This is a genomic window from Kitasatospora sp. NPDC057595 (assembly GCF_042800875.1).
GTDB lineage: Bacteria > Actinomycetota > Actinomycetes > Streptomycetales > Streptomycetaceae > Kitasatospora.
On sequence record NZ_JBHVGL010000002.1, the window covers coordinates 49,409 to 62,703 of the forward strand.

Consider the following 13,295-nt stretch of genomic DNA (forward strand, 5'->3'; position numbering starts at 1 on the left):
TCGACGTTCTCTCCTCCCCTCCCTCCCTGCCTCTCCCCATGGAGGTCTCCCATGCGTGCCCTCAACCCGCCCGACTGCTCCACCTTCCGCGCCGAACTGCGCGCCAACCTCCGCTCCGCCGGATGGCCGCCCGACGTCATCGCCGACGCCGAACTCGCCTTCCACGAGCTGTACATCAACGCCTGGCAGCACGCCGACTCCCCGGCGCCGTCCGTCCTCGTCTTCCTGCGGCCCACCACCCTGCGCGTCGCCGTCTGCGACGACAGCCCCGACCTGCCGCCCGAACCCCGCACGCCCACCGACCCCTACGCGACCTCCGGACGCGGCCTCCACCTCATCCGCGCCCTCACCCACCGCTTCGGCACCCACCCCACCAAGACCGGCAAGGTCACCTGGTTCGAACTGGACGCCGCCGCGTGAACCTCCCCCTCACCCCGCACGACCCCTACCTCCGCACCTACACCGAGCCCGAGATCGCCTCCCTCCTCCACGAACTCCACGAGCGCGGCGAGCCCTTCGGCATCCGATGGGGCTCCGCCACCGTCGACGGCACCACCGTCCACCTCGGCGACACCACCCTCGCCACCTTCCTCAACCTCCTCGAACTCCTCCGCCGAGCGAGCCCGAAGTGACCGACTTCCTCATCGGCGCCGCCTTCACCACCCTCCTCGCCCTCGCCCTCACCACCGTCATCACCGGCGTCATCACCGCCCTCAAGGTCGGCCCGCCCCCACCGCCCATCACCCGCCACGGACGCTGGGAACTCCGCACCCTCCCCGACGGCACCCCCGAATACACCTGGATCGCCCGCCAAGCCCGCCACTTCAGCCCCGAAACCAACCCCCACAACCACCGCCGCACACCCCGATGACGCACCTCGGCGCAGGAAGTCGGCCACGTCGACTTCCTACTCCGGCCAGGGGGCCACGGGAGCAATGCCGAAGAGCAGGAAGTCGGCCGGTCCGACTTCCTGCTCCACGATCGGTCGTTCAGGCGCTCAGCGGGTACCGCGTGTCCAGGTCGCGGAAGAGGGCGCCGTTCAGCTGGAAGGCGCGCTTGCACTCGTCGACCACCCGGCGGCGCTCGACCTCGTCCATCGCCTCGCCGGCGGCGTCGAGCTTGGCGCGGTAGTCGCGCTTGAAGGCGGCCGGGTTGTCCACCTGCTCGAAGACGTAGAACCGCACGCCGTCGCCCTTGCGCTCGAAGCCCCAGGTCTTCTCGGCGATGCCCCGGATGATCTGACCGCCCGACAGGTCGCCCAGGTAGCGGGTGTAGTGATGGGCGACGTAGCCCGCCGGCCACTGCTCCGCGAGCTCCTCCAGACGGGCGACGTACGCGGCGGTGGCGGGCAGCGGGGTGAGCTCCTCGCGCCACTGCGGGCCGCGCAGGTGGGCCAGGTCGCGCTCGATGGCCTCGGTGCGCAGCACCGCCGGATCGATGAAGGGGCCGGCCACCGGGTGCTCCGCAAGCTGTTCCGCCCGCTCCTCCAGCGCGCGGTAGACGTACCAGAGCTGGCCGGTGAGGTCGGCGTAGGCCTCGATGCCGAGGTGCCCGCCGAGCAGGCGACTCATGAACGAGGACTGCTCGGCCGCCTCGTGCTCGGCGCTGCTCGCGGTGCGCAGCACGGTGGAGAACGGGACGACGGGCTGCTCGGGTATGGGCATGCGGGCCTCCAGAGATCGAGTACACCCCCGATTGCTTTGGTTAGCCTAACCTAAGCGAGCATCATGCCGACAGGGTGTCGGGAAAAATCGCACGCCCCGGGAACGGCGAAGGCCGGGGCCGCGGAAAACTCCGCGAACCCCGGCCTCCGACTGCCTCGACCTACCTCAGAGCCCCCCGGCGGACGGACCGCCGGACGGACGAGATGGGCGCGACGGCTCAGTGACCGCCCTGCTCCGCCAGGCGCTTGATCGACGCGGTGACCTCGGCCTCGGCCTCGGCGCGGCCGACCCAGTTGGCACCCTCGACGGACTTGCCGGGCTCCAGGTCCTTGTAGACCTCGAAGAAGTGCTGGATCTCCAGGCGGTCGAACTCCGACACGTGGTGGATGTCCTGCAGGTGCTCCCAGCGCGGGTCCGTCGCCGGGACGCAGAGCAGCTTGTCGTCGCCGCCGGCCTCGTCCGTCATCTTGAACATGCCGATGACGCGGCACTTGATCAGGCAACCGGGGAAGGTCGGCTCGTCCAGGATGACCAGGGCGTCCAGCGGGTCACCGTCGTCCGCCAGGGTGCCCTCGACGTAGCCGTAGTCGGCCGGGTAGCGGGTCGAGGTGAAGAGCATCCGGTCGAGCCGCAGACGGCCGGTCTCGTGGTCGACCTCGTACTTGTTACGAGAGCCCTTCGGGATTTCGATAAGGACGTCGAACTCCAACGGTTCCTCCAAGGTAGGGACTGACAGAATCCAAGTGTCTCCTACGGGAGTGAGTGCTCAGGAAAGGGGCCGGGTCGGTGCGTGCAGGGGCTGGGTCGGGGGACCGACGCGGGGGGACGGCCGCGGGGCTGTTCGGGGCGGCGTTGCTGGTCGCCGGAACGGTGCTCGGAACGGGTGGTGCGTACGCGCAGCCGTCCCCGACGCCGACCGGATCGGCCTCGCCGGGCGGCCGGTCCACCGGGAACGCCCAGGGGGGCCAGGACGAGGGCAACGGCCGGCGGGACGGCCACGGGGACCGGGGCGACCACGGCGACCACGGGGGCAGGGGCGACCGGCCGGGCAGCCGCGGCAGCGAGTCGCCCCGCCCGTCCGCGAGCTCCACCGGCACGGCCACCGGCACCGCCACCGGTACGGCGGGCACCACCGGTGCCGCCACCACCCCGCCCGGCGCCAAGCCCACCGGAGCCGTCCGCCCCGCCCCCAGCGGGACGGTGCTGGCCGCCGCCGGGGCCGGGCCGGACACCGGCGTGCCCACCACCCAGGGCCTCCAGCAGGCCCTCGCCGCCGTGCTCGCCGACAAGAGCCTCGGTACCGTCGGCCTCGCCGTCGCGGACGCCACCGACGGTCAACTCCTCTACGGAACCGGCGAGAACACCGCCGCGACCCCGGCGTCCACCACCAAGCTGGCCACCTCGATCGCGGCCCTCTCGCTGATCCCCGGCGACACCCGGCTGACCACCCGGGTCGTCAAGAACGCGGCCACCGGCGGGATCACCCTCGTGGGTGGTGGCGACCCGACGCTGACCGCGCTCCCCGCCGATCAGGTGCAGATCGGCGGCATCCCCGCCGACCCGGACACCGCCCCCGCCTCGCTGGACGCGCTGGCCACGCAGACGGCCGCCGCGCTGAAGGCCGCGGGCACCACCACCGTCGCGCTCGACTACGACGTCTCCCTCTACACCGGCGCCCTGCTGCACAAGAACCACGACAACGAGAACATCCCCGCCGTCACGCCGCTGATGGTGGACGAGGCCAAGGTCGACCCGAAGAGCCGCGAGGACGCGCCCGCCCGCGTCGCCGACCCGGCCATGGCGGCGGCCGAGGCCTTCGCCAACCTGCTCAAGGCCCAGGGCATCACCGTCCAGGGCAAGGCGAAGCAGGCCGCCGCCCCGGCCGCCGCCGACGCCCCCGTGCTCGGGCGGGTCGACTCCCCGACCGTGGCCCGGCTGGTCGAGCGGCTGCTGACCACCTCCGACAACACGCTCGCCGAGGCGATCGCCCGGCAGGCCGCGGTCGCCGCACACCAGCCGGCCAGCTTCGAGGGCGCCGCCACCGCCGTCACCCAGGAGCTCGCCCGGCTCGGCGTGCCGACCACCGGTGTGGTGCTCAACGACGGCAGCGGCCTGCACACCGGCAACGCGATCCCGCCGGTCGTCCTGGTCAAGCTGCTCACGCTGGCCGCCTCCGCGGAGCACCCGACCCTGCGCCCGGTGCTGACCGGCCTCCCGATCGCCGGGTTCACCGGCACCCTCGGCAAGCGCTTCGGCTCCACCTCGGGCGCCGCCGACGCGGCCGGCCTGGTCCGCGCCAAGACCGGCAGCCTGAGCGGCGTCAACACCCTGGCGGGCACCGTCGTGGACGCCGACGGCCGCCTCCTCTCCTTCGCCCTGATGACCCGGACCACCGCCCCCGCCGACACCGCCCGCACCGCCATGGACCGCGTCGTCGCCCGCCTCGCCGCCTGCGGCTGCCACTAGGGCCGGGCCCCCGCCGGGCTCGGGCACCACGTCCGAGTCCGGCGTCCGGGGGGTGCCCCGGGCGGGCACACCTCCCAGCCCGGCGGGCGGGCCGCAGGCCGAGCCGGGCAGGGCGAATCCGGTGGGGCGCCGCTGCCGTGCCTTCCGGCAAGGCGCCCCGGTGCGAGGCCGGTCGGCCGAGGTGGTGCAGGCATCACGCATGGTGGGGCCGGGGCGGCTCCGCTCTGGGGGCATCCGTGGGACCAGGACGGTTCGCCATGTGCCGCAGGGGCGGCTTGGCGGTGCTGTCGGGAGGGTTCCGGCGTGTGGTCGCCGCTCCCTTCCCCGGCGGGCTCCGCGTGGGGTGGCCCCGCTGCCGCACCTTCCGGCCGGGCTGCCCCGGGGCGAGGCCGGGTCGGCCCGGGCCGTGCGGGGGCGGGCGGCTCCGCGGCGGCGTGGGTGGGTTCCGGTCAACCGGCCGGTGGGCCGTCGGCGGGCCGTCATTGACCGGCCGTTCCGGCTCCCCCAGGCGGGCGGGAGCACGTACGGTGAGGGCATGACGAGCGCGAGCGGCGGTGCCGACATGGTCGACTGGAATCTCGCGGTCGCGACCGCGACCCGGCTGGTGCGGCCGGGGCCCGAGGTGAGCCGGGCCGAGGCGGGCGCGGTGGTCGCCGAGCTGCGCCGGCACGCGCTGGCGGCGGAGGAGCACGTGCGGGAGTTCACCGGCATGCGCTCCAGCAGCCTGACCGAGGCGGCCGCGACCCCGGTGCTGATCGTGGACCGGCCCGGCTGGGTGCGGGCCAACGTGGCGGGCTTCCGCACCATCGTGCAGCCGCTGGTGGAGAAGCTCCAGGCGCGCCGGGCGAACGGGTCGGCCTCCGCGGTGTTCGGCACGGTGGGGGAGAAGGCCACCGGCATCGAGGTGGGCGCGCTGCTGGCGTTCCTGGCCACCAAGGTGCTCGGCCAGTACGAGACCTTCGCCCCGGCCGAGCCCTCGCTGGAGGCGCCGGACAGCCCGGCCGCGCTGTTCGACAAGCCGCGGCTGGGCCCCGAGGGCCCCGGCCCCGGCCGACTGCTGCTGGTGGCGCCGAACATCGTGCACGTGGAGCGGGAGCTGGACGTCGACCCGGCCGACTTCCGGCTCTGGGTCTGCCTGCACGAGGAGACCCACCGGACCCAGTTCACCGCGGTGCCCTGGCTGCGCGACCACATCCAGTCCGAGGTGCAGTCCTTCCTGGCCGAGACGGACGTCGACCCGGGCGCGCTGCTGGACCGGCTGCGGGACGCCGCCGGCTCGCTGGGCGCCGGGCTGCCGGGCCTCGGCGGCGGCCGGGGGGACAACTCCTCCTCGGCCGGTCTGCTGGAGATCGTCCAGTCGCCCGCCCAGCGGGAGATCCTCGGCCGGCTGACGGCCGTGATGTCCCTGCTGGAGGGGCACGCGGACGTGGTGATGGACGGGGTGGGCCCGGCCGTGGTGCCGAGCGTCTCCGAGATCCGCGAGAAGTTCCAGCAGCGCCGGGACCGCGGCGCCAACCGGCTGGACCTGGTGCTGCGCCGGCTGCTCGGCATGGACGCCAAGCTGCGCCAGTACCAGGACGGCGCGGTCTTCGTGCGGGGCGTGGTCGAGCAGGTCGGCATGGAGGGCTTCAACCGGGTCTGGACCTCGCCGAACACGCTGCCGACCAAGGAGGAGATCCACGACCCCGCCGCCTGGGTGGCCCGCGTCGCGCGCTGAGGCGGGGCCCGTAGGGGCCTGCAGGGGCGCAACCGGCGCTCAAACCCGTTCGTACGGGTGGTCCAGTCGTGCACATGGCGGGTGAAGATACGTTTCTTCATTCACCCGAACGTGGGACGGTGGTCGTACCGGTGGCGCGGGTGGCGTAGCGGGTGCCTCCTTTCTGCCACCATCTGTGAGCGCCCGGTAACAGGGTGCTCACAGATGCGCGGTCCCCGCCGCGCCCACCGTCGTCCTGTCCCCCCTCCGCCGAGGAGTCGTCGCCGTGGGCCCTCACCCCGCCGTCGCCGCGATACGCCTGGCCGTTCGCCGCACCCTCACCGACCTCGCCGCCGAGGCCGGTTCCACCTTCACCGCGCCCGTCCGCGAGCCCCGGGAGCCGCGCGAGCGCACCGGCGCCGCGTTGCCCGCCGCCGCGTTGCCCGCCGCGCTGCCCGCCACCGTCGGCACCACGCTGATCGGCAACGCCCACCGCCACCCCTCCGGGCTGCCCCGCACCCCCGCCGCGCCCGGCTCGCCCCTGGTCCTGGTCGCCGTCAGCGGCGGCGCGGACTCCATGGCGCTCGCCATCGCGGCCGCCTTCGAGGCCCCCAAGATCGGCCTGCGGGTCGGCGCCGTCACCGTCGACCACGGTCTGCAGGCGGGCTCCGCCGAGCGCGCCGCCCAGGTCGCCGGCCGGCTGCGGGAGCTGGGCCTGGACCCGGTCGAGGCGGTCGCCGTGCGGGTCGGCCGGGAGGGCGGCCCCGAGGCCGCCGCCCGGGACGCCCGCTACGCCGCGCTGGACGAGGCCGCCGAGCGGCACGCCGCGGTCGCCGTGCTGCTCGGCCACACCCGCGACGACCAGGCCGAGACCGTCCTGCTGGGCCTGGCCCGCGGCTCGGGCGCCCGCTCGCTGGCCGGGATGCCGGCCCAGAAGGGCCGCTACCGCCGTCCGCTGCTGGAGCTGGACCGGGCCGCCACCCGGCAGGCCTGCTCGGCCCAGGCGATCCCGGTCTGGGACGACCCGCACAACTGCGACCCGGCCTACACCCGCTCCCGGGTCCGCCACGAGGTGCTGCCGGTGCTGGAGAAGCACCTGGGCGGCGGGGTGGTCGAGGCGCTGGCCCGCACAGCCCGGCTGTTCCGCGACGACGCCGACGCACTCGACCAGTGGGCCTCCCTCGCCGAGCGTGACATCCGTACGGGCGACGGCGCCCTGGACGCGGCGAAACTGGCCGAACTTCCCCCCGCGGTCCGCCGCCGGGTGCTGCGCCGGGCCGCGCTGCGGGCGGGCTGTCCGGCCGGGGACCTGTTCGCCCGGCACCTCGAAACGATCGACCTGCTGGTCACCGGATGGCGCGGCCAGGGGCCGCTGCACCTACCCGGGGGCGTCGAAGCGACCCGGCGGTGTGGCACGCTGGTCTTTCGGCGACAGGGCGACTGACGGGCGGGCATGCCCCGGGGGAGCCGGCCGCCGGCCATCCAGACCCCGACACGTTTGAGGACGTATCCCCGGTGGACCAGAACGACATGGGCGCTGACCTCGCGAAGGTGCTCATCAGCAAGGACGAGATCGACGCCAAGCTCCTGGAGCTGGCCGAGCGCATCGACCGGGACTACGCAGGCAAGGACCTGCTGATCGTCGGCGTCCTCAAGGGGGCCGTGATGGTCATGGCGGACCTGGCCCGCACCCTGCACTCGCAGGTCACCATGGACTGGATGGCCGTCTCCTCCTACGGGATGGGCACCAAGTCCTCCGGCGTGGTGCGGATCCTGAAGGACCTCGACACCGACATCGCCGGCCGCGACGTGCTGATCGTCGAGGACATCATCGACTCCGGCCTGACCCTGTCCTGGCTGCTCGGCAACCTGGGCTCCCGCGGCCCGGCCTCGCTGGAGGTCTGTGCCCTGCTGCGCAAGCCGGACGCGGCGAAGGTCGAGATCGACGTCAAGTACGTCGGCTTCGACATCCCCAACGAGTTCGTCGTCGGCTACGGCCTCGACTACGCGGAGAAGCTGCGCAACCTGCCGTTCATCGGCACCCTCGCGCCGCACGTCTACGGCGGCTGAGAACCCGTTCGGACGACGGGCGGGAACAGGAGCCTGTTCCCGCCCGTTGGATCCGGGGGACCATAGAAGAACGTCGTATCGCCGTGCTCCCGCCACGTGGGGGTCGCACTGCGGTACGGTCCAATAAACCGCTCTTCACATGAGCACTGACCGAATGCGCCGGCGGCCCAGAGCCACGCGGCGCCGTTGAGTGGCAGGAGGGACGGGGCGGCAACGCCCCGCATGGATGGACGTCAAGCGATACTTCCGTGCGCCGATCATGTGGATCGTGCTGGCCGTCCTCGCCGTTGTCGTGCTGATGCAGGTCGTTTCGGACTCGAACGGCTACAAGACGGTGGACACCGGCCAGGTCGTCGCAGCGATCGACGCGAAGCAGGTCAAGTCGGCGCAGATCACCACAGGTGATTCGAACACCATCAAGATCCAGCTGAAGGACGGCGCCAAGCTGCCCAACGTGGGCACCGGCAAGCCGCAGTCCGGCAGCAAGTTCCAGGCCTCGTACATCGGCGACCAGGGCGTCGCGATCGCCGACAAGCTGCAGGCCCAGATCAACGACAACGATCAGAGCACGCTCTCCGAGGGCTACACCATCAGCCCGGAGAAGCAGAGCACCCTCGTCAGCCTGCTGCTGTCGATGCTGCCCATCGTGATCATCGTGCTGGTCTTCCTGTTCCTGATGAACCAGATGCAGGGCGGCGGCTCGCGCGTCATGCAGTTCGGCAAGTCCAAGGCCAAGCTGCTCACCAAGGACACCCCGAAGACCACCTTCGCCGACGTCGCCGGCGCGGACGAGGCGGTCGAGGAGCTCCACGAGATCAAGGAGTTCCTGCAGGAGCCGGCCAAGTTCCAGGCCGTCGGCGCCAAGATCCCCAAGGGTGTGCTGCTCTACGGCCCGCCCGGTACCGGCAAGACCCTGCTGGCGCGCGCCGTCGCGGGCGAGGCCGGCGTGCCGTTCTACTCGATCTCGGGCTCGGACTTCGTCGAGATGTTCGTCGGTGTCGGCGCCAGCCGCGTCCGCGACCTCTTCGAGCAGGCCAAAGCGAACGCCCCGGCGATCGTCTTCGTCGACGAGATCGACGCCGTCGGCCGGCACCGCGGTGCGGGCCTCGGCGGCGGCCACGACGAGCGTGAGCAGACCCTCAACCAGCTGCTGGTCGAGATGGACGGCTTCGACGTCAAGGGCGGCGTCATCCTGATCGCCGCCACCAACCGCCCGGACATCCTGGACCCGGCGCTGCTGCGTCCGGGCCGCTTCGACCGCCAGATCGCGGTCGAGCGCCCCGACCTCCAGGGCCGTCTGGACATCCTCAAGGTGCACCAGAAGGGCAAGCCGATCGCGCCCGACGTCGACCTGTCGGCCGTCGCCAAGCGCACCCCCGGCTTCACCGGTGCCGATCTGTCGAACGTCCTGAACGAGGCGGCCCTGCTGACCGCCCGCTCGGACAAGAAGCTGATCGACAACAACATCCTGGACGAGGCGATCGACCGCGTCGTGGCGGGTCCGCAGAAGCGCACGCGGATCATGTCCGACAAGGAGAAGAAGATCACCGCGTACCACGAGGGCGGCCACGCCCTGGTGGCGGCGGCCTGCCAGTACAGCGACCCGGTGCACAAGATCACCATCCTGTCCCGCGGCCGGGCCCTCGGCTACACCATGGTGCTGCCGGAAGAGGACAAGTACTCCACCACCCGCAACGAGATGCTCGACCAGCTGGCGTACATGCTGGGCGGGCGCGCGGCGGAGGAGCTGGTCTTCCACGACCCGACCACCGGTGCCTCGAACGACATCGAGAAGGCCACCGCCACCGCGCGGGCCATGGTCACCCAGTACGGCATGACCGAGCGGCTGGGCGCGATCAAGTTCGGCAGCGACAACTCGGAGCCGTTCCTGGGCCGCGAGATGGGTCACCAGCGCGACTACTCCGAGGAGGTCGCCGGGCTGGTCGACGAGGAGGTCAAGAAGCTCATCGAGTCCGCGCACAACGAGGCCTGGGAGATCCTGGTCGAGAACCGCGACGTGCTCGACAACCTTGTCCTGGAGCTCCTGGAGAAGGAGACCCTCAACAAGGAGCAGATCGCCGAGATCTTCGCCCCGATCGTCAAGCGCCCGGCCCGTCCGGCGTGGACCGGCTCCGCCCGCCGGACGCCGTCCACCCGCCCGCCGGTGCAGTCGCCCAAGGAGCTGGCGCTCACCAACGGCGCCACCGCCGCCGAGGCCGCCCCGGCCGACGTGGTGAAGCTCCCGCCGCTGCCGATCGACCCGCCCACCGAGGGCTGACGGGGAGCCCGGCACCCGACGGAATGGATGCCGCGTCACCGGGGTTTGTACCCTGGAGGCGCGGCATCCGTGCTGTTCAACCCTTGTTCGTCAACCAGTTAGCGAGGCCCGCATGATCGACCCGGTGACGCTCGACGGTCCGCCCGCCGTCGGCACCTTCGACCAGAAGCGGGCCGAGAACGCGATCCGCGAGCTGCTGCTGGCCGTCGGCGAGGACCCGGACCGCGAGGGCCTGCTGGAGACTCCGGCCCGGGTGGCCCGGGCGTACAAGGAGATATTCGCGGGACTCTGGCAGGAGCCCGAGGACGTCCTGACCACCACCTTCGACCTCGGGCACGACGAGATGGTGCTGGTCAAGGACATCGAGCTGACCTCGGTCTGCGAGCACCACCTGGTGCCGTTCCGGGGCGTCGCGCACGTCGGGTACATCCCGTCCACCAGCGGCAAGATCACCGGCCTGTCCAAGCTGGCCCGGCTGGTCGACGTGTACGCCCGCCGGCCGCAGGTGCAGGAGCGGCTCACCAGCCAGGTCGCCGACGCCCTGATGCGGATCCTGGAGCCGCGCGGGGCGATCGTCGTGGTCGAGTGCGAGCACATGTGCATGTCGATGCGCGGCATCCGCAAGCCCGGTGCCAAGACCATCACCTCCTGCGTGCGCGGACAGCTGCGCGACCCGGCCACCCGGGCCGAGGCGATGAGCCTCATCATCGGTCGCTGACCGGGGCGCGGCGTCCCCGCGGGCGCCGCGCTGGCCGGACGGACGCGGGCCGGTCGGATCGGCGTCAGATCGGCTCGGGCTCCGGTTCGGCGTGCGGCGGGGCCGGGGTGCCCAGCGCGTTGCGGCGCGCGGGCATCCGCAGCCGCACCATCCGCCGCCAGCCGTACAGCAGGTCGTAGAGGTAGAGCGCGTGCACGCCGGCCGTGACCACGGTCAGCTGCCAGCGCGGCCAGCCGAGGATCCGCGCCATCCGGGACGTCACCGCGAGGCCGACGTCCCGGTGGGTGCGGATCTCGCCGCGGGCGCTGGTCTCCAGCACGTGGCGGATGTACGGTCCGTGCCCCTCGGCGGTAAGCCGCAGCAGCTCCTCGTGGCAGTAGGCGAGGTGGTTGTCCTCGTCGGCCGAGATCATCCGCATCGCCCGGCCGAGGTCGGGGTTGTCCCCGTACGCCTTGACGAGCTGGCGCATCTGCTCGGCCGCGCGCTGCTCGGTGACCCGGCTGTGCGCCAGGTAGGTGATGATCTCGCGGTCGGTCAGCGGGACCGCGCTGGTCAGCCGCTCGTGGGCGAGGCCGACGCCCTGGCGCTCCAGCAGCATGCAGTAGTCGGTGTCGGCGGGCACACCGACCTTCGGCAGGCCGCGCTTGTGCAGCAGCTGGGCGAAGATCCGGCCGTGCTTGCGCTCGTCGGCGCCGTGCCGGGCGATCTTCGGTGCGAGCACCGGGTCGCGGGTGAGTTCGGTGATCCGTTCGTTCTCCCACCCGCCCTGGTCCTCGCCGCCGGCGGCGATGCTGCAGAACAGCTGGTAGGCCTCGTCGTTCCGGTAGATCTCGTCGAACAGCGATCGGGTGCTGAGCATGGGGCCTCCTGCCCGGATCCGGGGCGGCCCCGGCCGTCGTTCGGCCGGGGCGGTCGAGATACGTCCCCCGCGGCGGCCGGCAGCGCGCCCGACCGGCCGGTAATCACCCGCCCAGCGGCGCCCGGGGCCGGCGGAGGGGGCGGTCGAGGGGTCAGCCGAGGTGGCGGCCCATCCACTCCAGCGCGGCGGGCAGCTCGCGCACCCAGCTCTCGAAGTTGTGGCCGCCGTCGTCCAGGTACATCGACTCCGCCTGGAACTGCGGGTTGGCGGCGGCGACCTGCTGGGCCAGCTCGACGAACTGGACGGTCTGCGGGTAGTCGGACTCCTTGCGGGTGGAGACCACCAGCATCGACAGCGGCGGGGCGGGCAGGTTCTGCAGCCGCCAGGCGAGGTCGCTCTGCTCGGCCAGCGTCCGGTCCCCGCCGAACAGGCTGCCGCCGGTGAACTGGTCCTCGTTGACCTTGAAGTCGGCGTGCAGCCCGCCCGCGCTGCCGAAGACGGCCGGGAAGCGCATCGCCAGCCGCAGCGCGCAGCTGCCCCCGGTCGAGTAGCCGAAGACGCCCCAGGAGGCCGGGGAGCGGCCGATCCGGTAGGCGGAGCGCAGCGCCTCGGGGACGTCCTTGGTGAACCAGGTCTCGGTGCGCGGCCCGCCGACGACGTCCACGCACTCGGTGTCGCGCGGCGGGGCGAGGGTCGGACGGGCCAGCACCACGATGGCCGGCTGCATCCTCCCGGAGCGCTGGAGCTCCACGGCGGTCTGGATGACCGGCAGGTCCTTCATCAGATTGAGCGTGGTGCCGGGGTAGCCGGCGATGGTCAGCAGCACCGGGAAGCGGGTCAGGCCGAGCTTCGGGTCGAAGTACTCCGGCGGCAGGTAGACGAACATCTGGTCGGACAGTCCGGTCTCCTTTCCGGTGATCCGGACCGACTCGACCTTCCCCACCTCCTCGGGTGCCCCTTTGGGCAGGTCCCCGATGCTCTGCATGCCGGCGTCGTCGGTCGGCTCCAGCAGGGCGTCGCCGGCCGGGACGCCGTTGCGGTGGTTCTCGTTGCTGGTGAGGGCGAGCTTGGTGCCGCCGGGGTTGAGCAGGTCGTCCCAGGAGGTGTAGAACCCGAAGGAATTGTTGACGCTGAGCGCCAGCACCGCCAGCACCGAGGCCTGAGTGACGGTCAGCAGTCCCACCCGGCCGAGCATCGGCAGCGGTCGCTGCCGCGCCAGTCTGGGCCAGACCCAGAGGGTGGTGACGAGCGCCGCCGAACCCAGGGCAAGCAGCGAGTTCATCAGCGCGTCGCTGGTCAGTTCCATACCGTCGGCCTTCCGGTGGGACACTGTCGGTGCAGGCTTCATCGTCTGGCGGTGCGTCAGTCCCGGCCACCGCGGCTAGGCTGTCCGGACGCCGGGCGGGGCCCGGGAGGCCGGCGGTGCGCGCACGCAACCGACGCCCTAAAATGCGGCGTCCACCGTACGTAGGACGTACGCGGGGGCCCGTCGCGCCACGCGGTGAGGGGCCCCGGCGCCCACCCCTCGGCTCAATTCGCAGCGC

At 72.4% G+C, this 13,295-nt stretch carries 13 protein-coding genes; 9 read left to right on the forward strand and 4 right to left on the reverse strand.

All coding sequences use genetic code 11. The features are described 5' to 3' along the window. Window positions 1-51 precede the first annotated feature (51 nt). Genes ACFU9E_RS03595 through ACFU9E_RS03605 form a run of 3 tightly spaced genes read left to right on the forward strand, consistent with a single transcriptional unit; the run spans window position 52 to window position 871 of the window. Window positions 52-420, forward strand: coding sequence for an ATP-binding protein (locus ACFU9E_RS03595; RefSeq protein WP_380683530.1), 369 nt, complete (start codon window positions 52-54; stop codon window positions 418-420). Beyond that, window positions 417-632, forward strand: coding sequence for a hypothetical protein (locus tag ACFU9E_RS03600; RefSeq protein WP_380683531.1), 216 nt, complete (start codon window positions 417-419; stop codon window positions 630-632). The genes ACFU9E_RS03595 and ACFU9E_RS03600 overlap by 4 nt, the downstream gene beginning before the upstream one ends. After that, window positions 629-871, forward strand: a complete 243-nt coding sequence (locus ACFU9E_RS03605) for a hypothetical protein (RefSeq protein WP_380683532.1) — start codon at window positions 629-631, stop codon at window positions 869-871. The genes ACFU9E_RS03600 and ACFU9E_RS03605 overlap by 4 nt, the downstream gene beginning before the upstream one ends. A gap of 118 nt (window positions 872-989) precedes the next feature. Here ACFU9E_RS03605 and ACFU9E_RS03610 read toward each other — a convergent pair whose 3' ends face one another. Continuing rightward, complete coding sequence (locus ACFU9E_RS03610) at window positions 990-1,664, reverse strand: heme oxygenase (biliverdin-producing) (RefSeq protein ID WP_380683533.1); 675 nt, start codon at window positions 1,662-1,664, stop codon at window positions 990-992. Window positions 1,665-1,881: 217 nt separating this feature from the next. Next, window positions 1,882-2,373 (reverse strand): inorganic diphosphatase, encoded by a 492-nt coding sequence (locus ACFU9E_RS03615; protein ID WP_030397564.1) that lies wholly within the window; start codon window positions 2,371-2,373, stop codon window positions 1,882-1,884. A gap of 143 nt (window positions 2,374-2,516) precedes the next feature. Here ACFU9E_RS03615 and dacB point away from each other — a divergent pair, with 143 nt between their 5' ends. From dacB to folE, 6 genes are all read left to right on the forward strand, one after another. Continuing rightward, on the forward strand, window positions 2,517-4,130 hold the full coding sequence (gene dacB, locus ACFU9E_RS03620) for a D-alanyl-D-alanine carboxypeptidase/D-alanyl-D-alanine-endopeptidase (RefSeq protein WP_380683534.1): 1,614 nt from the start codon (window positions 2,517-2,519) through the stop codon (window positions 4,128-4,130). A gap of 535 nt (window positions 4,131-4,665) precedes the next feature. After that, a complete protein-coding gene (locus ACFU9E_RS03625; RefSeq protein ID WP_380683535.1) occupies window positions 4,666-5,847 on the forward strand; it encodes a zinc-dependent metalloprotease in 1,182 nt (393 codons plus the stop codon). Between the two features lie 265 nt (window positions 5,848-6,112). Continuing rightward, entirely contained in the window at window positions 6,113-7,270 is a 1,158-nt protein-coding gene (gene tilS / locus ACFU9E_RS03630; RefSeq protein ID WP_380683536.1) for a tRNA lysidine(34) synthetase TilS, read from the forward strand. A gap of 71 nt (window positions 7,271-7,341) precedes the next feature. Further along, window positions 7,342-7,896, forward strand: a complete 555-nt coding sequence (hpt, locus tag ACFU9E_RS03635) for a hypoxanthine phosphoribosyltransferase (protein WP_049654051.1) — start codon at window positions 7,342-7,344, stop codon at window positions 7,894-7,896. 226 nt (window positions 7,897-8,122) lie between these two features. Beyond that, window positions 8,123-10,174, forward strand: a complete 2,052-nt coding sequence (gene ftsH, locus ACFU9E_RS03640) for an ATP-dependent zinc metalloprotease FtsH (RefSeq protein ID WP_355357475.1) — start codon at window positions 8,123-8,125, stop codon at window positions 10,172-10,174. Between the two features lie 112 nt (window positions 10,175-10,286). Further along, window positions 10,287-10,892 (forward strand): GTP cyclohydrolase I FolE, encoded by a 606-nt coding sequence (folE, locus tag ACFU9E_RS03645; protein ID WP_030309924.1) that lies wholly within the window; start codon window positions 10,287-10,289, stop codon window positions 10,890-10,892. Between the two features lie 64 nt (window positions 10,893-10,956). Here the strand turns inward: folE and ACFU9E_RS03650 are convergent, their stop codons facing one another. Further along, entirely contained in the window at window positions 10,957-11,751 is a 795-nt protein-coding gene (locus tag ACFU9E_RS03650) for a ferritin-like domain-containing protein (protein ID WP_380683537.1), read from the reverse strand. 151 nt (window positions 11,752-11,902) lie between these two features. After that, the gene (locus tag ACFU9E_RS03655; RefSeq protein WP_380683538.1) at window positions 11,903-13,057 is read right to left on the reverse strand and encodes an alpha/beta hydrolase; all 1,155 of its coding nucleotides are present in this window, start codon (window positions 13,055-13,057) and stop codon (window positions 11,903-11,905) included. Window positions 13,058-13,295: the final 238 nt, after the last annotated feature.